The organism is Actinoplanes oryzae (assembly GCF_030757795.1).
Lineage (GTDB): Bacteria > Actinomycetota > Actinomycetes > Mycobacteriales > Micromonosporaceae > Actinoplanes.
This window is the reverse complement of sequence record NZ_JAUQWH010000173.1, coordinates 1-18,480: the sequence shown is the minus strand read 5'-3', so window position 1 is coordinate 18,480 and position 18,480 is coordinate 1. Positions and strand designations below refer to the sequence as shown.

The window sequence follows — 18,480 nt, the reverse complement described above, 5'->3', positions numbered from 1 at the left end:
GCCGCGGAGGGGGCGCAGGGCCGGGGGCACCAGGTCGTCGATGATGCCGGTGGAGACGATGCCGGGATGCACCGCGTTGACGGTCACGCCGTCCCGGGCGAGGTCACGCGCGAGGGCGTAGCCGGCCGTGACGGTCATGAGCTTGGCCCGCGCGTACGCCTCGAAGGGCACGAAGCCGGCGGCGGGATTCACCCGGGCGAGGCTGTCGATCCCGCTCAGGTCGAGGGTCGCCGGGCGGGGCCGGCCGGCGAGTTTGATCTGGCGGGTGTCGTTGAGGGTGTCGCTCGCGACGTTCACCACCCGCGCCCGGCCACGCCGCAGCGGACCGTCGAGCCGGGTCATGAGCCCGTACGCGGCGAGGTAGTCGAGCGCGACGTGCATCTCGACACCGTCGGCCGTGACGCGGTGCTCCGCGAAGTGACCGCCCGCGTTGTTCACCAGGATGTGGACCTGCTCGTACCGGGCGGCGATCACCTGCGCGGCCCGCAGGACGTCCTCGCGGCGCGACAGATCGCCGGCGACGACGTCATGCCGCTCCCCCGGGGCTTTCTCCACGCGGGCCGGGTCGCGGGCGACCGTGACCAGGAAGGCGCCGGCCCGGGCGAGCCGGGCGGCGATGATCCGGCCCATGCCGCCGGTCGCGCCCGTCACCACCGCGACCTTGCCCCGCAGATCCGGCGTCGCCGGGCTCATCGGGTGACCCTCGGACGGGCGCGCTCGTAGCGGGCGTCCTCGGCCTCGTCGACCAGGAACGCGGCGAGGTCGGCCCGGCCGATCGAGTTCCAGATCCGGATCGGCAGGTCGGTGCCGGCCGCGTACCTGCCGGTGGCGGCATGGTCCGACAGCTTGGGCGGCCGCACGATCGTCCAGTCCAGACCGGAGGCGGTCACGATGGTCTCCATCGCCTCCTTGTCGCGCATCCGTTCGCCCACGTTCGCCCAGAGGGCCAGCGCATAGAGCGACCTGTCATGCGTCTCCAGGGCGCCGTGGGCGCTGACCACGATCAGGCGGGTCACCCCGGCCGCCCTCATCGCGGTCACCGCCGAGCGGACCCCGTCCGCGCAGACCGTCGTCGGGCCCTTGTCCGCGCCGCCGAGGGCGCTGATGACGACATCGGCGCCCGGCAGGGCCTCCAGCAGCGCCGCGGAGTCCGTGACGCCGGGCCAGATCCGCTCGGTCAGCCCCGCCCGCGGCGCGAACGAGCCCGGCCGGCGGACCAGGGCCACGACCTGGTGTCCCCGGTCCAGGGCGGTGGAGACCACCTGTCGCCCGGTGGCGCCCGACGCGCCCAGCACGACGATCGTCAACTTCTGTGAGACAGATTGTTTCATAGACAGAGCATGCACCGGCGCTCGCCTATGAGTCAAGTTGTCTCTTAAGATGGGGGCGTGGCCAACGAGACCGACCCGCGCTTCCTGCGTAGCCGGCAGGCGATCCTCCACGCCGCGCGCGACCTGCTCCTGGAGAGCGGGCCCACGGCGGTGACCCACGCCCAGGTCGCCGAGCGCGCCCGGGTCGGCCGCGCCACCGTCTACCGGCACTGGGAGCGGGCCGAGCAGCTCCTGCTGGAGGCGATGACCACGGTCCCGATGCCGTTCTTCCACGAGCCGACCGTGCCCACCAAGGACTGGATCCGCCGGGAGCTGACCGCCATGGCCGAGCAGCTCGGCCTCGACGACGTGCGCGCCGTGGCCACCACCCTGGCCTCGGGCGCCCTCTGGGACGACACCATGGACGCCCGCCGCGCCCAGTTCGCCGGCATCCTCGCCGAACGCCTCGCCGCCGCCCTGGACGACGCCCAGGCGCGCGGCGAAGTCATCCTCACCACGTCGGCCCGCGACGCCGCCGCCATGGCCATCGGGCCGATGTACTACCGCAGCACCATCGAGCGGAGCCCGGCCGACCCCGCCCTGGTCGAGACCGTCATCGCCGCCCTGGGCACCTGGTCGGCCTGACCGCGCCCTCCCCGCCCGGGCTCAGACCACGTGCAGGATCTGCCTCGTGGCGGTCAGGGCGCTGTCGAAATGGACCCGGTCGCGCCGGATCTTCGCCATCACGCTGGCACCCATCCACAGGTCGTAGAGGGTCTGGGCCGTCGCCCGGGGATCGTTGTCCACCGCGACCGACCCGTCCTCGACCCCGGCCGCGATCGCCCGCTCCAGGCGGTCGACGATCGCGGACGTGCCGGCCTCCAACGACAGGCGCATGGGCTCCGACAGGTCGGACACCTCGGCGCCCAGCTTGACCGCGAGGCACTTGCCCTGACAGTCGTTGGAACTCTGGTTGTCGTACCAGCTGGCCCAGTAGTTCATCAGCCGCTGCGCCGTCGTCAGCCCGGCCCCGGACAGGAAGGCGTCCATCTCCGCCAGATACCCGGCGAAGTAGTCGTCGAGCAGCGCCCGCCCGAACGCGTCCTTCGACTCGAAGAAGTGGTAGAACGAGCCCTTCGGCACCCGGGCGTCGCCGAGCACCTCGTTGAGGCCCACGGCGGCGTAACCCTTGCTCGCCACGATGCGCCGGGCGCTGTCGAGGATGCGGTGGCGGGTGTCTTCCCGGGCGGCCGGCATGATCGCCAGGCTAACAGTCAGTAGACCAGTCGTCTAACGGCCTCAGGCGGCGCGCTCGCCCAGGGCAGCGACGAGGACGTCGGCGGCCTCGGCGGACGAGGCGGGGTTCTGGCCGGTAATCAGCAGGCCGTCGCGGACCACGTACGACCCCCAGTCCGCACCCTTGGAATAGACGCCCCCCTTGGCCTTGAGCTCGTCCTCGACCAGGAACGGCACGATGTCGGTCAGGCCGACGCCCGCCTCCTCGGAGTTGGTGAAGCCGGTGACCGGACGCCCCTGCACCAGCGGCTTGCCGTCCTCATCGGTCACGTGGCGCAGCACGCCCGGGGCGTGGCAGACCAGCGCGACCGGCTTGCCGGAGCGCAGCGTGGTCTCGATGAGACGGATCGAGTCGGCGTCCTCGGCGAGGTCCCACAGCGGCCCGTGCCCACCCGGGTAGAACACCGCGTCGTAGTCCGCCGGGTCCACCGTGCCCAGCACCACGGTCGACGCCAGCGCCGCCTGCGCCTGCGGATCCGCCTCGAAGCGGCGCGTGTCATCGGTCTGCGAGCCGGGCTCGTTGCTCTTCGGGTCCAGCGGCGGCCGGCCTCCCCGCGGCGAGGCCAGCGTGATCGTGGCGCCGGCCTCCCGCAGCCGGTAGTACGGCGCCGCGAGCTCCTCCAGCCAGAATCCGGTCTTGCGCCCGGTGGTGCCCAGCTCGTCGTGCGAGGTCAGAACGACCAGAACGTTCATCACAACTCCCAGCTCTCCAGCGGCCCGCGTCGGCCACCCGCACGACTCTAGACGACCGGTCTACTTACCGCCAATCTCGTGCCGAGTCCGGCGATCAGCGACCGCCTCACCGTTGGGCAAGAGAGATGACCCCTATGGGCGATCTGCCGGACACAGCCTTCCCCACGAGCGGCTCCGACGGAGATCATGCGCCGGTGGAGGACACCACCCGGAGCGTCGCTGTGATCATGCTCGAGGAGGTCGCGAAGGCGCCCGATCCCCGTGAGCCCCATGCATGGGTACCGCCGCGCGGCCTGACCACCGGAGCAGCCGTCCTCGCGTCGGCGCTCCTGGTGACCCTGCTGCTGGTCACACGCCGCGATGCCCCGCAGCCGCCGGAGACCCGGCGCGGCACCACGGCCGGCCCCGTCCTGGCGGCCGCCGCGGATGCGGCCGGACGCGCCCCCGCGCTCGCGCCCGGGCAGATCCGGCACGTGACCGTGCACGAGACGATCGTCGACGTCGTCACCGATCCCACCGGCAATCAGAACCTCGAGCCGGACCACACTGTCTCGGAGCAGTGGATCCCCGCCGACCTGCACGCCGACTGGCACTGGCGGTTCTACCAGGACAGCGCGGGCTCGAGGTTGTTGGTGAGCGATCTGCACGGGCCGTGCGGCTCCTTCTACCCGGAAGCGCACACGGATCCTTGCGAGGAATCGGGTACCTGGCAGCTGCCCGGCCCGTCGTTCGTGGCGAGCCTTCCCCAGGATCCGGCCGCGATGCTGGCCCGGCTGCGCGCCGACGCGGCGGTCCAGGAGAACGATCGCGACCAAGGCGCCTGGGAGTACGCTGCCGCGGCGCTGGAGAGCAGCATTCTTCCCCCACCGACCGCCGCCGTGGTCTACCGCGGCCTCGCCGGCCTGCCCGGCCTCGTCGTGGTGCGGGGACCAAGCCGTGCGGCGTCGATGATCGTGGAGCGCATCGCGGAGGACACCCGGTTCCGGATCACGATCGACACCCGTACGGGGGCGCTCCTCGGCCATCAGCGGTGGCAGACCACGGCCGTCGACGGCATCCCGGCGGGAACGCTGATCAACGAGACCCGGGTCAGCACCGAGGTGCTCACCCGGCAGCTGCCCGCCCCCTCGTGACCCCACGCCGGCGGCGGTGACAGCCGTGTGTGGATCGCCCGAGGCGGCGGACGCGTTCGGGCGGCACCGCCGCCTCGATCATGTCGCGATGTCCGGGTAAGGCAGTGTGAACGCGGCCAGCGCCGTCCCGTACGCCTTCTGGTACTCCAGCGGCTCGGTGTTGTCCCGCTCGAACATGGCGATGAACAGCGTCAGCGTCAGGAAGGGGTGCGCGCCCATCTCGAACAGCCGCACGTGGTCGTGGGCGATCAGCGCGTCCCGCTCCGCCTCGGAGAACGCCAGCCACGTGCTCGCCTCGCCGCCGTGACAGTTGAGCAGGCTGTTCGCCATCGTCGTCTCCCACCAGGCGACCAGCTCGCCCGGCTCGGTGCGGTAGCGCTCGACGAGTTCCGGGTCGCGGTCGACGGTGAAGAGAAACTTGTTCAGCAGATACTTGCTCATGCCGGCCCCCCGTCCGGAGACACCGGATACCAGGTGAAGTAGGCCTCCATCGTGTGGAACAGGTCAAGGGTGTCGACGTAGTCGGCCTTCACCCCGGCGCCGGCGACGCCCATCATCAGCATGAAGTCCATGAAGCCGTGGGTGGCGTTGCCGGGCGTGTGCAGGCTGTCCAGCGTCACCTCGCGCAGGCAGCCGTCCAGGTCGCCGTCGGCGATCCAGCCGACCGCCTTCTCGTCGAAGGCCGGATCCGGCCCGTGCGCCCCGAACTGCCGGGGGCCGCCCAGTTCGAGCGACAGGTGGCCGGTGCCGATGACGGCGACGCGCAGGTGCGACGGCCACTGCTCGATGATTCTCCGGAGGGCTTCGCCGAGGGCGACGAACCGTTTCGGCTGCGGCAGCGGCGGCGCGAAGATGTTCGTGTAGATCGGCACGATCGGCAGGTCCGCCTCGGGCCGGAGCGTGACGATCGGGCAGGTGATGCTGTGGTCGATCCGCAGCTCGTTGCTGAACGCCAGGTCGAAGCCCTCGTCGAGGCCGTTGCGCAGGATGTGCGACGACAGGTCCTCGTGACCCCGCAGCCGCATCCGGGGCAGGCCGAACTCGCGCTCCTCGTTGTACCAGTTGGCGTCGTACGTCGGGGCCTTGCCGACGAGGAACTGCGGCATGTTGTCCAGCCACAGCTGGTGGAAGTGGTCGGAGCCGACCATCACCAGGACGTCCGGCCGGGCGCGGGTCAGCGTCTCCCGGAAGGCGAGGATCTTGGCCGTCCACGCGTCGGCGAACGGCGGCCGGTCCTCGCCCGTCGACGTGCTGGCGCGGTAGTAGAAGGGATGATGCGTCGAGGCGATGACCGCGACAATGCTGGCCATGACTCTCCTTCGGTGGAATCAGGGCTCGTAGGAGGCGTTGCGATCGACGGTCAGATAGATCTGGTTCGCGATCGGCCGGCGACGTTCCTCGGCGATCTGGCCGAGCAGCCCGGCCGCCCGGGCCAGCAGGGCGAAGCCGCGCAGCAGCTCGACCGGCAACCCCAGATCGGCGAGGGCCGCGCCGCAGACGCCGGCGCCGTTGAGGGGCAATGTTCGTTTCAGGACCTGCGGGTGTACGCGGCCGATGGCCTCGAAGAGCCGGAGGTGCGGCCCGTAGAGCCCTTCCTCGGTGGCGATGCGGATGAGCACCGGCGTCCGCGGATCCTGCTCCTTGTGCACCGGATGTCCCAGCCCGGGGATCATCCGCTTCTCCGCCCTGGCCGCGGCGACGGCGGCGAGGGCGATCGCGTCGTAGTCGTCGCCCTCGGCGCCGGCCAGGGTGGCCGCCAGGAACCGGCCGCAGTCCTCGGTCACCCCGAGGAAGCGCGAGCCGCCGCCGAGCAGCCCGGCCGCGAGGGCGCCCTGCAGGGAGTCCGGGGCGGAGAGATAGGTCAGCCGGGCGGCGATCGCCGTCGGGGTGAAGCCGTGGTCGGCGAGCGCCACCAGCACCGCCTCGAAGAGGCGTACCTCGCCAGGGCCCGGCCGGCGCCCGGCGACCAGCCAGAACGCCAGCTCGCCGAAGCCCACCCGGCCCATCAGGTCGGCCGCCAGGTCCTGGCCGAGCAGCGAGATGCTGTCCGCGGTCGAGGTGCCCAGACCGGTGGGGAAGTTCAGGTCGTCAGCCACGCGCGGATCTCCTCGCCGTGTTCGTCCAGGCCGGGCGGCGGCAGCTCGTACCGCGGCGGCGTCTCCGAGAAGGTGATGGGGTTGCGCACGCCGGGCACGCCGCCGCTGGTCACCACCGGTTCCAGGCCGAGCTCCTCGGCCAGGGCCACGCCGCCGTCGATGGTGTTGATCGGCGCGCACGGCACGCCGGCGGCCATGAGCAGGCGGAACCACTCGTCCCTGGTACGCGTGGCGAGGCGCTCGACGAGGATCGGGCGCAGCTGCTCGCGGTGGGCCGTACGGTCCTGGTTGCGGCCGAAGCGCGGGTCCGCGGGCAGCTCGTCGAGCCCGAGCACCTGGCAGAGCTTGCGGAACTGCCCGTCGTTGCCGGCGATGACGATCAGCTCGCCGTCGGCGACCGGCAGCGGTTCGTACGGGAAGAGACTCGGGTGCGCATTGCCCATCCGGTACGGCACAGTGCCGCCCGCCACGTACCCGCTGGAGTGGTTGACCAGCCCGGACAGCGCCGAGCTGAGCAGGTTGACCTCGACGTGCTGGCCGCGGCCGGTGCTCGCGCGGCGGTGCAGGGCGGCCAGGATGCCGATGGTCGCGTGCATGCCGGCCATCACGTCGAAGACCGAGATCCCGGCCCGGTAGGGCGAGCCGTCCGGGTCCCCGGTGAGGCTCATCAGCCCGGAGATCGCCTGGACCATGAGGTCGTACCCGGGCATCGCCGCCCCCGCGCCGGAGCCGAAGCCGCTGATGCTCGCGTACACGATGCCGGGGTTGCCCTCCGCGACCGCGTCGTAGCCGAGACCGAGCCGGGCGAGGCCGCCGGGCCGCAGGTTCTCGATCAGCACGTCCGCGCGCCGGGCCAGCTCCCGGGCGACGGCCTGGTCCGCCGGATCCTTGAGGTCCAGCGCGATCGACCGCTTGTTGCGGTTGATTCCCAGGTAGTACGTGGACACACCGTCGCGTTCCGGCGGCAGCCACGTGCGCGTGTCGTCGCCGCCCGGGCCCTCCACCTTGATCACTTGCGCACCGAGGTCGGCGAGCAGCATCGTCGCGTACGGCCCGGCGAGGATCCGGGAGAAGTCCGCGATCAGCAGGCCCGCCAGTGGCCCGTGCGATGGCACATCCATCGGTAACCGCCCGTTCTGCGGACGCCTGTCCGCACGAGCAGACTGCCTTCTTCACCGGCCGGAAACAAGCCCTTGACATGACGCTCACCCGGGCAGACGCTGTCGGGACAGCGCTGGCCGCTGGGCGGACAGCCGTCCGAAAGAGGTGCCGATGAGCGTCGAACGACCCGTGATGATCCGTAACGGACTCGTCCTCACCATGGACGACGCGCACACCGTGCTGCCCGGCGCCGACGTGCTCGTGGTCGACGGCCGCATAGCCGGGATCGGGCCGGGGCTCGCCGCCCCCGGCGACGCCGAGGAGATCGACGCCACCGGCGGCATCGTCATGCCCGGCATGATCGACACCCACCGGCACCTGTGGCAGACCGCTATGCGCGGCTACGGCGCCGACTGGTCGCTCACCCAGTACTTCGTCTGGTACTACCTCGAGTCCGGCAAGCACTTCCGGCCCGAGGACATCTACGCCGGCAACCTGCTGGGCGCGGTCGAGGCCCTCGACGCCGGGGTCACCACGACGGTCGACTGGTCGCACGGCCTGCAGACCCCGCAGCACGCGGACGCCGCCGTGGACGCCCTCGAGGCGGTGCCGGGCCGGTTCGTCCTCGCCTACGGCAACATCCAGCAGGGGCCCTGGGAGTGGAGCACGTCCGACGGGTTCCGCGACTTCCACCGCCGCCGCATCGACGGCGGCAAGCTGGCCGGCTTCCAGCTCGCCTTCGACGTCACCGGCGACCCCGCCTTCCCCGAGAAGGCCGCCTTCGAGGTGGCCAGGGAGCTCGGCGTCCCGGTCACCACCCACGCCGGCGTGTGGGGCGCCACCAACGACGAGGGCATCCGCCTGATGTACGAGAACGGCTTCATGACCCCGGGCACCGTGTACGTCCACGCCGCCACGCTCAGCTCCGACTCGTACCACCGGATCGCCGCCACCGGGGGCTCGGTCTCGGTCTCCACCGAGAGCGAGCAGAGCGCGGGTCAGGGCTACCCGCCCACCTGGGCCCTGCGCCGGCACGGCGTGCCCGTGTCCCTCTCCATGGACACCAGCGTCTGGTGGAGCGGCGACCTCTTCTCCGCCATGCGCACCACCCTCGGCGCCGACCGGGCCCGCGAACACCTCGAAGCCCACGCCAAGCAGGAGACCGTCACCCACCACCACCTGCGCGCCGAACACGTCGTCGACTGGGCCACCCGCGGCGGCGCCAGGGCCCTCGGCCTCGACGCACAGGTCGGCGCCCTGACCCCCGGCCGGCAGGCGGACATCGTGCTGCTCAAGAACGACGCCTCGCCCGCCATGTTCCCCATCCTGCACCCGTACGGCCACGTCGCCTTCCAGGCCCAGCGCGGCGACGTGCACACCGTGCTGGTCGGCGGCAAGGTCGTCAAGCGCGACGGCCGCCTCACCGGCGACGGCCTCGCCTCCGCCCGCACGGCGGTCCGGGCGACCCTCGACCACCTGCGCGAGCGCCTCGGCGAGGAGGCCTGGCAGCGCGGCCGGAACCCCGACCTGCCGCAGGCCGAGCTGTTCGACAACCCGTACCAGTACACCGACTACGACGCCGGGAAGGCGCAGTGGAAGCATTGAGCCGATGAACGACACCGGAAGGGGCACGAGTCCCGACTTCATCGAGGCGCTCGCCCGCGGCCTCGACGTCCTGCGCGCCTTCCGGTCCGGCACCCCGTCGATGACCCTGAGCGACATCGCCGCCCTGACCGGCCTGGCCCGGCCCACGGTCCGGCGGATCCTGATCACCCTCGAGACCCTGGGGTACGTCCGGAGCGCCGGCCGCGGCTACGCGCTCACCCCGCGGGTGCTCGACCTCGGCATGGCGTACGTCGACTCCCTGACCATGTGGGAGGTGGCCCGCCCGCACATGGAGAAGCTGGTCGCCCAGACCGGCGAGTCGACCTCCATGGCCCAGCTGGACGGCAGCGACATCGTCTATGTCGCCCGGGTGGCCGTACCCAAGATCGTGACCCTGGCCGTGACGATCGGCACCCGCTTCCCCGCGGCCGCCACCTCGATGGGCAAGGTCCTGCTCGCCGCCCTGCCACCGGCCGCCGTGGCCGGCACCCTCGCCGAGGCGTCCCGGTCCGGCATCACCCCGCGCCGGCACCTCGACGGCGCGGGCCTCGAGGCAGCGCTGCGCGAGGTCCGCGCCAAGGGCTGGGCCCTGGCCGACCAGGACCTCGCCCCGGGCATCCGCTCGATCGCCACCGGCGTCCGCGACGGCGACGGCACCGTGATCGCCGCCGTCAACGTGACCGTCCACGCCGCTGAGGTTTCCGTCGACACGCTGCTCGACGACCACCTCCCCCGGCTGCTCCGCACCGCCGCCGACATCAGCCACGACTGGAGCCGCACCGCCGCCATCCCCTCGGTGACCGTCTGACCGCAAGGCGGCCGAGCCGGCGGTCCGCGGCCCCCGCGGAACCCGGGCCGGGAAGATCGGATCCGCCGTCGAGCGGTGTCCTCTGTGGCCGCGAGAAGAAGCCGGGAGCACCGGCGCCGGCCGCGAAGGCCGCGCCGGAGGACCGGATCGCCCTGGTCGCCGGGGCCGATCGCGCTGTGGAACCGCAGCGGGTGGACGTACGTCTCGGCGGTCACCAACCCGGCCAACTCGCTCAGCGCGACCGCAGGGCCGCAACACCTTCGGCGTCTCCATGAGCGCGTACATGACGGGCGAGTGGACGGGGGTGTTCCTGTACGCGCAGTTCCGGTTCCCGGCGACGATCACCGAGTACGTGACCCCGGGCGTGCCGCTGTGGGGCGAGGTCTCGTACGGCGCGGAGCAGCACCTGGATCTCGGCGAGCGCACCCTCGCCGGCGGCACCACCCCGGCGCGGACCGTCGGGGCGGGACCGCTCGTGCCGTCGCGCCGGGCGTGGAACGACGACTCCGAGCGGTACGGCAACCGGATGTCGATCCTCGAGAACATGACCCTCGGCGACAGCGCCGACTACACCACCACGACCTCGATGCGGCTCAGCAGCGGCGGCGAGGTGCTGGGGACGTCCACGAACGGCAGCCTCAACGTGGCGGTGCCCGCGACCGGGCAGACGTACGAGCTGGTGCAGGAGAACAAGCGCCGGGGGCCGTACGCGATGCTGTCGCCGGCCATCAGCAGCGAGTGGACCTTCCGCTCCGCGCCGGGCACGGCGTTGCTGCCGCTGATGGACCTGACCGTGGCCACGACCGGTCTCGACTCCCGCAACCGGGCCTGGTCCACGCCGGTGACGCTGACCGTCACCCCCTCCACGCGGGGCGCCGGGACGGTCGACACCGTCGAGCGGATCGAGTGACGTCGCCTGGGACGGCCTGCAGATCGCGAGCACCGAGTGCACGGCCGCGAGCGCCACCACCTCGAAGTGCACCGCCACGATGTCCATCGCCAACCCACGGTGGGCACTGGCCGGCAACGCCCTCGCGGGGGCCTGGCGGGTCGCCGCCTGGGCCGCCGCCAAGGACGGCACCAGCTTCACCGACCGGCACGCCGCGGCCACGATGACGTTCAAGCGCGCCACCAGGCTGAGCGCCGACGCCGGCCCCGAGCCGGTGAAGAAGGGCAGGACCGTCACGGTCACCGGCAGCCTCACCCGCCAGGACTGGGCCACCTGGACCGCCAAGCCGTACGCGGGCCGGCCGGTCACCCTGCAGTTCCGCAAGTGGAAGACCAGCACCTGGACCACCGTGAAGACGGGCAAGTCCTCGGCCTCGGGAGTCGTCAAGCTGACCACGCCGGCCAAGGCGGACGGGCACTTCCGGCTGGTCTACGCGGCCGACGCGACCTCGGCGGGCTACACCAGCGTCGCGGACTACGTCGACGTGCGCTGACGGGCCGCGCGCCCCCGTTGCCATCCAGCCGCCGGCTGCCGCGAGGCCGGTGGCCGGATGGCGACGCGCGAGATCACGGAATGCAAACTTCTGCAACTTCTTGTCACGGCATTGATGCATATCTATCGTCGCCGGTAAGCGCTTTCCTACAGCCAGGAGGCGCCCGACGTACGGGAGTGTGCACCGGATGAGACGATCAATCGCACTACGGTGGGTAGCCGCCGGCGCCACCGTGGCCACCAGCGCGGCGCTGACGATGATGCTGTCGGCGCCGGACGCCCTGGCCGCCGCGGGCAACCTCAGCATCGGCGCCGGTGCCGACGGGTCCAGCAAGGCCAGTGGCACCAGCTACGGCAACGTCATCGACGGCAACACCGGCAGCTACTGGTCGCCGAACGGCGCGACCGGCCACGTCTCGGTCAAGTGGAGCAGCGCCACGACGGTGTCCTCGGTGGTCATCGCCCAGGCCTCCGGCGGCGGTTCGATCACGTCGTGGCGGCTGCTCAACGCCGACACCAGCGGCGTACTGGCCACCGGCAGCGGCTCCCCCGGCAGCACCATCAGCTTCACCTCGACCGCGCTGAAGAAGATCACCTTCGAGATCAGCAGCGCGAGCGCCGCGCCCCGGATCGCCGAGTTCGAGACGTACGCCGGGGGCAGCACCACCCCGACCACTCCCCCGCCGACCACCCCGACCACCCCGCCCCCGGCCGGGGGCACGCCGACCGGCGCCTGGCCGAGCTCGGCCGGCTCGGTCACGGTCTCCGGCACGGTCAGCGTCTCGGGCACGTTCGACGGCGGCATGAAGACCTACTGCTGCATCGGCGACGGTTCCCAGAGCGAGTCGCAGGACCCGATGTTCGAGATCGCCAACGGCGGCACCCTGCAGAACGTCATCATCGGCTCCCCCGCCGGCGACGGCGTCCACTGCAAGGGCACCTGCACCATCAGGAACGTGTGGTGGAACGACATCGGTGAGGACGCCGCCACCTTCCAGGGGACCGGCGGCGGCACCAGCTACGTCATCGGCGGCGGCGCACGGTCCGGCAGCGACAAGACTTTCCAGCACAACGGCAACGGCACCGTCAACATCTCCGGCTTCTACCTCAGCGGCTCCGGCAAGCTGTACCGCGCCTGCGGCAACTGCAGCAGCTCGTACCAGCGCAATGTCGTCATCGACAATGTCCTGCTCAACGACATCGACATGGTCGCCGGCATCAACAGCAACTGGGGCGACATCGCCACCATCACCCGGGTCACCCTGACCAACAGCTCCAGCGCCGTGGTCTGCGGCAAGTACCAGGGCGTGCCCAAGGGCAGCGAGCCCAGCTACCTCGGCGAGGGCTGGAACGACAGCAACTGCAAGGTCAGCCAGAGCGACATCACCCGTCGATAGGCGACCGTCCGCCCGCCGCGGGCCGGCCCGGTCCGGCCGGCACGCGGCGGGCCGACACGCGGCGGCCGACACGGCCCGATGTGGCCGGCCCGATGTGGCCGGCCCGCGGTTCTGTGGCGACCTGGATTCCCCCGTGCGTGCCGGTGAAGTCGTCCGCCGGGCCCGCTAGAGTGTGGAGCCCAGGACCACGCCACACACCGGGAGACAGCCCCTTGAAGAAGCCGCTCTTCGTCGCGGTCGCCGTCGCCGGCGTCGTGGCTCTCGCGTCGCTCAACTCCATCGGGGTCGCCTCCGCGGGCCAGCAGGCCGAGGCTCCCGCGGGCCAGCAGGCCGAGGCTCCCGCGGGCCGGCAGGCCGAGGTCCCCGCTGCGGTGGCGGTGGCCACGCCGGCGCCTCCGGCGCTCAAGGACAGCGACCCGTCGCTGCGCTACGTGCAGGACGACCGCGTCGTCACCGTCACCCGCAAGTCCACCCGCGTGGCGACCGTGACGCTCACCTCGACGAAGTGGTCGGCGCACGCCGCCACGGCCGTCCTCGAGGTGGCGGCCACCCGCCCCTTGATCATCGACCCGGCGATGTTCACGCTCTACGACGCCCGGGGCTGGGAGAACCAGGCCGAGCAGACCAAGCCGGTCCGCTTCGAGGCCGGCACCGCCTCGCTGACCCTCACCTTCACCGGCACCCCGGCACGCCCCGAGGCCCTGGGCTGGGTCGCACAGCCGGACAAGGACGCCGTCGCCGTGTGGGAGCGGGGCTGACGGTCCCGGGCACCACCTGAGCGACCTCCCTTCGAGGGACCACCGCCATGCGACCACACGGCCGGCCCATGTCGGCACGCGCTTGCAGGCGCCTCGGGCCGGCCGGTCTCGTACGGAGCGACGGCCCCCGGCGGTCCGGTCTCGTCAGCCGGCGTGGGGCGCGCCGAAGTACATGAGTTCCCAGATCGCCGAGGGCTCGCTGAAGGACTCGACCGTCTCCCCGGCGTGCAGCTTCTCGATGGTGAGGGTGCCGGTGAACCGGATGTAGGCGCCGTTGAAGCCTTCGTCCTCGGCGCGCTTGCGGCGTTCGGGGGTCAGGTCGTCGATCATGCGGCGCTGGGTGATGTCCCGGTCGCGGACGAACTCGACGATGTACTCGTCGTCGCCGTCGGTGTAGCGGTAGCGGTGGGTGCCGGCGACGGGCTTGCCGGTGTACTCGTCGGTGTAGACGTTCTCCGTCTCGAAGCGGACCTTGTCGGCGTCGGCGGCGACGATCTCGTCGTGGCGGGCGAGGAAGAAGATCGGCAGCGTGCCGTATCCGTAGGACGCGGCGGCGGTGATGAAGAAGGCGATCACGGAGTAGGGCCCGGCCTCGCCGCGTCCCCAGTACCAGTCGTTGATGATGGCCGGCAGCGGCTCGTTGCCCCACTGGTGGTCGTGGTAGCCGACCCCGGACACCGTCGTCGACTCGCCGTCGACGGAGTAGGTCACTTCCACCTGCCCGATGGGCATGGCCGGGAGCCAGGCGAAAAGCTTGTCCCGGCCGCCGCCGAAGTAGAAGTGTCCGGTCTCCGGGCGCCACGCGCGTACCTTGGGGGTCATGGTCACCTCGACCGTCGCGCCGGCCGAGGCCGCGCTGATGCGCAGTTCATCGAGGTCGCCGCGCAGGGTGTTGCCGGCGATGCCGACGTCCAGGCCGTCGGGCGAGGCCGCCCAGGAGTCGGCGGGGAACTTCTCCAGGGTCGAGAATTTGCGCCCGTCGGGCAGTTCGAGGTCGAAGCGGAACCATGGCTCGAGTGGCTTGTCCTGCTCGGCGAGCAGCTTGTTCATCCAGATGACGACGAGCTTGCCGCCACCGTCCAGGTGAGCGTCGAAGTACCACCACTCGTAGGTGTTCGGGGCGTTGTCGGTGCGCGCGCCGTCCTCCCACGGCTCGACAGTCGAGCGTCGCAGGCCGAGACGGCGGTAGTCCTCGTCGGTGGCGGCGCGGCGAGCCAGCGCGGCGGGTGTTTTCTGGTTGTTCATTGTGCTTGGACTCCTTCGGATCAGGCTGAGGGTCAGAGGCGTCTCATGAGACCGGCCGTCGGGGGATGCACAGTGCGATGACGGCCGCGACGGCGGAGGCGGCGGCGACGACGCCGATGAGCAAGCGGTAGGCGTCCAGGTTGGCGACGGCCCGGCCGGCGACGTCGATGGTGATCAGGGCCAGCAGGCTGGCACTGATCGCGCTTCCCAGCGAGCCGCCGATGTTGCGGAAAAGGGAGTTCAGGCCGTTGGCGGCGGCCAGCTCGTCGCGGGGTGTGTGGGTGTTGATGAGCGCGGGCATGCTGGCGAAGCCGATGCCCACCCCGGCGCCGATGACGGTGGTGCAGATCGTGACTTGCAGCAGGGAACCGCTCAGCGGGAATCGCAGGAGATAGCCCACGACGACCAGCAGGGAGCCGATCGCGAGCGTGACCGGCGCGCCGATGCGGGCGATCAGGCGGGCGGACAGCGGTGCGAGGATCAGCTGGGCCAGGCCGTTGGGCAGCAGGACCAGGCCGGCCGTGATGACCGAGGCGCCGAATCCGTAGCCCGTCTCCCGTGGGGCCTGCACGAACGGGGCGGTGGACAGGAACGAGCCGAAGACCGCGAAGCCGTAGATGACCGAAACGATGTTGGTCATGACGATGGGCCGCCGCGACAGCGCCCGGACGTCCACGAGCGGCTGCTTCAACCGCAGTTCGACCGCGCCGAGGACGACGAACAGCACACCAGCGACGGCCAGCAGCGACAACACTCGCGGGCTGCCCCAGCCCCAGTCCGAGGCTTCGGCCAGCGGCAGCAGCAGGGCGACGAGTGCGGCGCTGAGCAGCAGCCCCCCTGCCATGTCGAAGCGTCCACCGGATCGGCCCGGCGCTTCGGGGACCACGACGATGATGCCGATGAAGGCGACGAGCCCGGCCGCGGCGAGGATCCAGAACAGGGCGTGGAAGTTCCACGACTGCACCACGACACCGGCCAGCGGCAGCCCGAGTGCGCCGCCGATGCCGAGCATCGCGCTGACCAGGGCGACGGCGCTGCCGGCGCGTTCGGGCGGCAGCAGGGCGGTGAGCAGGCTGATGCCCAGCGGGATCCCGGCCAGGCCGAGGCCCTGGATCGCGCGGCCCAGGATGAGCAGGCCCAGTTCACTGGTGGTCGCCGTGATGACCGACCCGGCCACCAGGCCGGCCAGCGCGATCAGCAGCATCAGGCGTTTGCCGAACATGTCGGCCAGCCGGCCGAACACGGGCACCGCGACCGCGGCGACGAGCAGGGTCGAGGTGAGCAGCCAGTCGGCGCCTGCGCCGTACTGGTTCGTCAGCTGCGACAGCACCGGGATCAGCAGCGACTGGGACAGCGCCCCTGCCAGTGCGCCCAACGCGACGAACAACAGCTCTGCCCTGGCGCGCGCCGATGACGTGCGGGGCGTGCTGGTGCCGGCGGGCACCAGCGGCGTGGGAGAAGGTGCACCCATGGGATCTCCAGGTATCGGGCGACGGGCTCCAGCCGGATGACTGGCGCGGGGGTGAGGCGCCTGGTCAGGCTGTGCGTCCGCCGTCGATGGTCAGCGAGGTTCCGGTGACCCAGGAGGCGTTGTCGGACAGCAGGTAGAGCACCCCGGCCGTGATGTCCTCGACCGTTCCGAGCCGGCCCAGGGGGTGCAGGCCGACCATGTAGTCGGTCACCTGCTCGTCGGTGAAGCCTTGCTGCAGCAGCTTGCCGCGCATGCCGGCGGACAGGTCGGTGCTGACCGAGCCCGGGTGCACGGAATTGACCCGGATCTTGTATCCGCGACCGGCGAAGTCCAGCGCCGCGGACCTGGTCAGCGACAGCATCGCCGCACGGCTGGCGGCGTACGACACAGCGGCACCGGCGCCGGCGAACGCGGCGATCGAGGACACGTTCACCACCGACGCCATCGCGACAGCGTCGGTGCGCTGCCTCAGCAGCGGGGCGAGGTACTTCAGCGACAGGAAGGTGGAGTCGACGGTGATCTGCATGTCGCGCCGGTAGTCGGTGAAGCTGACGTCCTCGAAGCCGCCGGGCACCATGATGCCCGCCGAGTTGACGAGCATGTCGAGCCGTCCGTGCTCGGCCCGCACGGTGTCGGCAACGGTCTGCCACGCCTGCTCCGAACGGACGTCGAGCGAGTGGAAGGTGGCCCGGTAGCCACCGGCGCGCAGCGTCTCCGCGTGCGCCTCGCCTTCGGGTTCGAGGATGTCGCCGATCATCACGGTCGCACCGGCGGCCGCCAGGGCGTCGGCGACGCCACCGCCGATGCCGCGTGCCGCGCCGGTGACCAGAGCTACGCGGTCCTTGAAGTCCTCCATCGGCTCGTCCCTTCCCTGCTCTCAAGCTGTACATCTGTACCTGGTACATTTATATCAGGTACAGATGTACAGGCGCAGGGTGATGTGGGCCACCGGGCAGGAGAAGGAATGGGCACGACGCCCCGGCAAGGGACGGGGGCGATGAACCGACGGCACGCTCTGGCGGAGGCCAGGGCGGCGGAGAACCTAGGGGCGAGCGAGCTGCGCCGTGACTCGCAACCGGCCGATCAACTCGACGACGGACGACCTGAACTGCTCGACATCCAGGTCGGGGTATGTCAGCGCGCTCAGGAGCAGACCTTGCAGGGTCGCGGCCGCGGTCAAGCCGGCCGCCTGTCCCCCCACGCACGGCGCCAGCAGGTCGCCAAGGCGCCGCTGGAAGACATGGAAGGTCGGCTGGAGGTTCGCGTCGTACGCGGCCGCGACGATCATCTGATGCATCGCCACCACAGGGTTGCGGTACTCGGTGATCAACCGCACCAGGAAGTCGGCCGTCACCTCCGGCAGCCGCTGAACCATTGCGGTGGCGACGGTGTCGTTGAGCTGATCCGTCACGATGTGCCCGGCGTGCTCGAACATGGCACGGCGGAGATCGTCGATGGACGCGAAGTGATAGGTGACCGATGCCAGCGACGCCGGCACCCGCGCGGCGACTGCCCGATGTGTCAGGCTGGCCGAGCCGCCTTCGGCGACCACCTCGATGGCGGCATCCAGCAGGGCGGTCCGCCGCGCAGCACCTCGCGCCGTCACCGCGCGCTCGCCCGCCATGGCCACCCTCCGGAACGTCAGTACCAGGTACGAATGTACATGGCCCCGGTCCTAAGCTCAGGAGCCATGACGACAACAGCGAGCCGTACGATCGCCGCCCTGCGCAGCGAGCACGACGCCCTGGTGGCCACCACGCGGGCCCTCACCACCGAGCAGATCACCGGCCCGTCCGGCGCCGCCGAGTGGACCGTCGCCGACGTGCTGTCCCACCTGGGCAGCGGGGCCGAGATCCAGCTTGCCGGCCTGCGCGCCGCGCTCGGCGAGGGGGAGGCGCCCGGGCCCGGCTTCAACCAGAGCGTCTGGGACCGCTGGAACGCCCTGAGCCCGCAGGAGCAGGCCACCGGCTGGCAGGAGCCGAACGCCGCCCTGGTCGCCGCGTTCGAGGCCGTCCCCGAGAGCCGGCACGACGATCTCAAGGTCACCACGTTCCTGCCCGAGCCGGTGCCGCTGGCCTCCTTCGCCGGGCTGCGGCTGAGCGAGGCCGCCCCGCACGGCTGGGACG

General features: G+C 71.3%; 21 protein-coding genes. 9 read left to right on the top strand and 12 right to left on the bottom strand.

Annotated features, from left to right (window positions below):
• Together RBH18_RS36405 and RBH18_RS36400 are read right to left on the bottom strand one after the other, a co-directional pair.
• The coding region (locus RBH18_RS36405) for an SDR family NAD(P)-dependent oxidoreductase (RefSeq protein ID WP_306215050.1) at positions 1 to 693 on the bottom strand (693 nt) is incomplete at its 3' end.
• Complete coding sequence (locus tag RBH18_RS36400) at positions 690 to 1,331, bottom strand: NAD(P)-dependent oxidoreductase (protein ID WP_306215049.1); 642 nt, start codon at positions 1,329 to 1,331, stop codon at positions 690 to 692. The genes RBH18_RS36400 and RBH18_RS36405, both read right to left, overlap by 4 nt.
• A gap of 57 nt (positions 1,332 to 1,388) precedes the next feature.
• Between RBH18_RS36400 and RBH18_RS36395 the strand changes: the two genes are divergently transcribed.
• A complete protein-coding gene (locus RBH18_RS36395) occupies positions 1,389 to 1,955 on the top strand; it encodes a TetR/AcrR family transcriptional regulator (protein WP_306215048.1) in 567 nt (188 codons plus the stop codon).
• A 21-nt stretch (positions 1,956 to 1,976) separates the two neighbouring features.
• Here RBH18_RS36395 and RBH18_RS36390 read toward each other — a convergent pair whose 3' ends face one another.
• Together RBH18_RS36390 and RBH18_RS36385 are read right to left on the bottom strand one after the other, a co-directional pair.
• Positions 1,977 to 2,567, bottom strand: coding sequence for a TetR/AcrR family transcriptional regulator (locus RBH18_RS36390; protein WP_306215047.1), 591 nt, complete (start codon positions 2,565 to 2,567; stop codon positions 1,977 to 1,979).
• A 42-nt stretch (positions 2,568 to 2,609) separates the two neighbouring features.
• Positions 2,610 to 3,299, bottom strand: a complete 690-nt coding sequence (locus RBH18_RS36385) for a type 1 glutamine amidotransferase domain-containing protein (RefSeq protein WP_306215046.1) — start codon at positions 3,297 to 3,299, stop codon at positions 2,610 to 2,612.
• A 194-nt stretch (positions 3,300 to 3,493) separates the two neighbouring features.
• On the opposite strand from RBH18_RS36385, the gene RBH18_RS36380 reads away from it, so the two are divergent.
• On the top strand, positions 3,494 to 4,432 hold the full coding sequence (locus RBH18_RS36380; protein ID WP_306215045.1) for a hypothetical protein: 939 nt from the start codon (positions 3,494 to 3,496) through the stop codon (positions 4,430 to 4,432).
• 78 nt (positions 4,433 to 4,510) lie between these two features.
• Here the strand turns inward: RBH18_RS36380 and RBH18_RS36375 are convergent, their stop codons facing one another.
• Genes RBH18_RS36375 through RBH18_RS36360 form a run of 4 tightly spaced genes read right to left on the bottom strand, consistent with a single transcriptional unit; the run spans position 4,511 to position 7,649 of the window.
• Positions 4,511 to 4,873 carry a hypothetical protein gene (locus RBH18_RS36375; protein ID WP_306215044.1) on the bottom strand — a complete coding sequence of 121 codons (363 nt, stop codon included), beginning with the start codon at positions 4,871 to 4,873 and terminating at the stop codon, positions 4,511 to 4,513.
• Positions 4,870 to 5,742, bottom strand: coding sequence for a DODA-type extradiol aromatic ring-opening family dioxygenase (locus tag RBH18_RS36370; RefSeq protein ID WP_306215043.1), 873 nt, complete (start codon positions 5,740 to 5,742; stop codon positions 4,870 to 4,872). The genes RBH18_RS36375 and RBH18_RS36370 overlap by 4 nt, the downstream gene beginning before the upstream one ends.
• Before the next feature lie 18 nt (positions 5,743 to 5,760).
• Entirely contained in the window at positions 5,761 to 6,528 is a 768-nt protein-coding gene (locus tag RBH18_RS36365) for a citryl-CoA lyase (RefSeq protein WP_306215042.1), read from the bottom strand.
• The gene (locus RBH18_RS36360; RefSeq protein WP_306215041.1) at positions 6,513 to 7,649 is read right to left on the bottom strand and encodes a CaiB/BaiF CoA transferase family protein; all 1,137 of its coding nucleotides are present in this window, start codon (positions 7,647 to 7,649) and stop codon (positions 6,513 to 6,515) included. Before RBH18_RS36360 ends, RBH18_RS36365 begins: the two co-directional genes overlap by 16 nt.
• Positions 7,650 to 7,800: 151 nt before the next feature.
• Here RBH18_RS36360 and RBH18_RS36355 point away from each other — a divergent pair, with 151 nt between their 5' ends.
• From RBH18_RS36355 to RBH18_RS36330, 6 genes are all read left to right on the top strand, one after another.
• On the top strand, positions 7,801 to 9,234 hold the full coding sequence (locus RBH18_RS36355) for an amidohydrolase family protein (RefSeq protein WP_306215040.1): 1,434 nt from the start codon (positions 7,801 to 7,803) through the stop codon (positions 9,232 to 9,234).
• A 4-nt stretch (positions 9,235 to 9,238) separates the two neighbouring features.
• Positions 9,239 to 10,042 (top strand): IclR family transcriptional regulator domain-containing protein, encoded by an 804-nt coding sequence (locus tag RBH18_RS36350; RefSeq protein WP_306215039.1) that lies wholly within the window; start codon positions 9,239 to 9,241, stop codon positions 10,040 to 10,042.
• Between the two features lie 271 nt (positions 10,043 to 10,313).
• The gene (locus tag RBH18_RS36345; RefSeq protein WP_306215038.1) at positions 10,314 to 10,952 is read left to right on the top strand and encodes a hypothetical protein; all 639 of its coding nucleotides are present in this window, start codon (positions 10,314 to 10,316) and stop codon (positions 10,950 to 10,952) included.
• 79 nt (positions 10,953 to 11,031) lie between these two features.
• A complete protein-coding gene (locus tag RBH18_RS36340; protein ID WP_306215037.1) occupies positions 11,032 to 11,484 on the top strand; it encodes a hypothetical protein in 453 nt (150 codons plus the stop codon).
• A gap of 187 nt (positions 11,485 to 11,671) precedes the next feature.
• Positions 11,672 to 12,880 (top strand): pectate lyase, encoded by a 1,209-nt coding sequence (locus RBH18_RS36335; protein WP_306215036.1) that lies wholly within the window; start codon positions 11,672 to 11,674, stop codon positions 12,878 to 12,880.
• A gap of 212 nt (positions 12,881 to 13,092) precedes the next feature.
• Positions 13,093 to 13,638 carry a hypothetical protein gene (locus RBH18_RS36330; RefSeq protein ID WP_306215035.1) on the top strand — a complete coding sequence of 182 codons (546 nt, stop codon included), beginning with the start codon at positions 13,093 to 13,095 and terminating at the stop codon, positions 13,636 to 13,638.
• 144 nt (positions 13,639 to 13,782) lie between these two features.
• On the opposite strand, the gene RBH18_RS36325 is transcribed toward RBH18_RS36330, so the two are convergent.
• The 4 genes from RBH18_RS36325 to RBH18_RS36310 all read right to left on the bottom strand — a co-directional run bounded on the left by RBH18_RS36325 (position 13,783) and on the right by RBH18_RS36310 (position 17,978).
• Positions 13,783 to 14,883, bottom strand: a complete 1,101-nt coding sequence (locus RBH18_RS36325; RefSeq protein WP_306215034.1) for a hypothetical protein — start codon at positions 14,881 to 14,883, stop codon at positions 13,783 to 13,785.
• Positions 14,884 to 14,926: 43 nt separating this feature from the next.
• Positions 14,927 to 16,354 carry an MFS transporter gene (locus tag RBH18_RS36320; RefSeq protein ID WP_306215033.1) on the bottom strand — a complete coding sequence of 476 codons (1,428 nt, stop codon included), beginning with the start codon at positions 16,352 to 16,354 and terminating at the stop codon, positions 14,927 to 14,929.
• A gap of 64 nt (positions 16,355 to 16,418) precedes the next feature.
• The gene (locus tag RBH18_RS36315) at positions 16,419 to 17,210 is read right to left on the bottom strand and encodes an SDR family NAD(P)-dependent oxidoreductase (RefSeq protein ID WP_306215032.1); all 792 of its coding nucleotides are present in this window, start codon (positions 17,208 to 17,210) and stop codon (positions 16,419 to 16,421) included.
• Between the two features lie 186 nt (positions 17,211 to 17,396).
• Positions 17,397 to 17,978: a TetR/AcrR family transcriptional regulator gene (locus tag RBH18_RS36310; protein WP_306215031.1), complete on the bottom strand. Its 582-nt coding sequence runs from the start codon at positions 17,976 to 17,978 to the stop codon at positions 17,397 to 17,399.
• A 66-nt stretch (positions 17,979 to 18,044) separates the two neighbouring features.
• Here RBH18_RS36310 and RBH18_RS36305 point away from each other — a divergent pair.
• Positions 18,045 to 18,480: maleylpyruvate isomerase N-terminal domain-containing protein (locus RBH18_RS36305; protein ID WP_306215030.1), on the top strand; the 436-nt coding region annotated here is incomplete at its 3' end.

What these genes read in the sequence shown, in the direction of transcription:
- RBH18_RS36400 (WP_306215049.1), bottom strand. Translation starts at nt 1,331, where the DNA reads ATGAAACAATCTGTCTCACAGAAGTTGACGATCGTCGTGCTGGGCGCG.
- RBH18_RS36390 (WP_306215047.1), bottom strand. Translation starts at nt 2,567, where the DNA reads ATGCCGGCCGCCCGGGAAGACACCCGCCACCGCATCCTCGACAGCGCC.
- RBH18_RS36385 (WP_306215046.1), bottom strand. Translation starts at nt 3,299, where the DNA reads ATGAACGTTCTGGTCGTTCTGACCTCGCACGACGAGCTGGGCACCACC.
- RBH18_RS36375 (WP_306215044.1), bottom strand. Translation starts at nt 4,873, where the DNA reads ATGAGCAAGTATCTGCTGAACAAGTTTCTCTTCACCGTCGACCGCGAC.
- RBH18_RS36370 (WP_306215043.1), bottom strand. Translation starts at nt 5,742, where the DNA reads ATGGCCAGCATTGTCGCGGTCATCGCCTCGACGCATCATCCCTTCTAC.
- RBH18_RS36360 (WP_306215041.1), bottom strand. Translation starts at nt 7,649, where the DNA reads ATGGATGTGCCATCGCACGGGCCACTGGCGGGCCTGCTGATCGCGGAC.
- RBH18_RS36355 (WP_306215040.1), top strand. Translation starts at nt 7,801, where the DNA reads ATGAGCGTCGAACGACCCGTGATGATCCGTAACGGACTCGTCCTCACC.
- RBH18_RS36350 (WP_306215039.1), top strand. Translation starts at nt 9,239, where the DNA reads ATGAACGACACCGGAAGGGGCACGAGTCCCGACTTCATCGAGGCGCTC.
- RBH18_RS36345 (WP_306215038.1), top strand. Translation starts at nt 10,314, where the DNA reads ATGAGCGCGTACATGACGGGCGAGTGGACGGGGGTGTTCCTGTACGCG.
- RBH18_RS36340 (WP_306215037.1), top strand. Translation starts at nt 11,032, where the DNA reads ATGTCCATCGCCAACCCACGGTGGGCACTGGCCGGCAACGCCCTCGCG.
- RBH18_RS36335 (WP_306215036.1), top strand. Translation starts at nt 11,672, where the DNA reads ATGAGACGATCAATCGCACTACGGTGGGTAGCCGCCGGCGCCACCGTG.
- RBH18_RS36325 (WP_306215034.1), bottom strand. Translation starts at nt 14,883, where the DNA reads ATGAACAACCAGAAAACACCCGCCGCGCTGGCTCGCCGCGCCGCCACC.
- RBH18_RS36320 (WP_306215033.1), bottom strand. Translation starts at nt 16,354, where the DNA reads ATGGGTGCACCTTCTCCCACGCCGCTGGTGCCCGCCGGCACCAGCACG.
- RBH18_RS36315 (WP_306215032.1), bottom strand. Translation starts at nt 17,210, where the DNA reads ATGGAGGACTTCAAGGACCGCGTAGCTCTGGTCACCGGCGCGGCACGC.
- RBH18_RS36310 (WP_306215031.1), bottom strand. Translation starts at nt 17,978, where the DNA reads ATGGCGGGCGAGCGCGCGGTGACGGCGCGAGGTGCTGCGCGGCGGACC.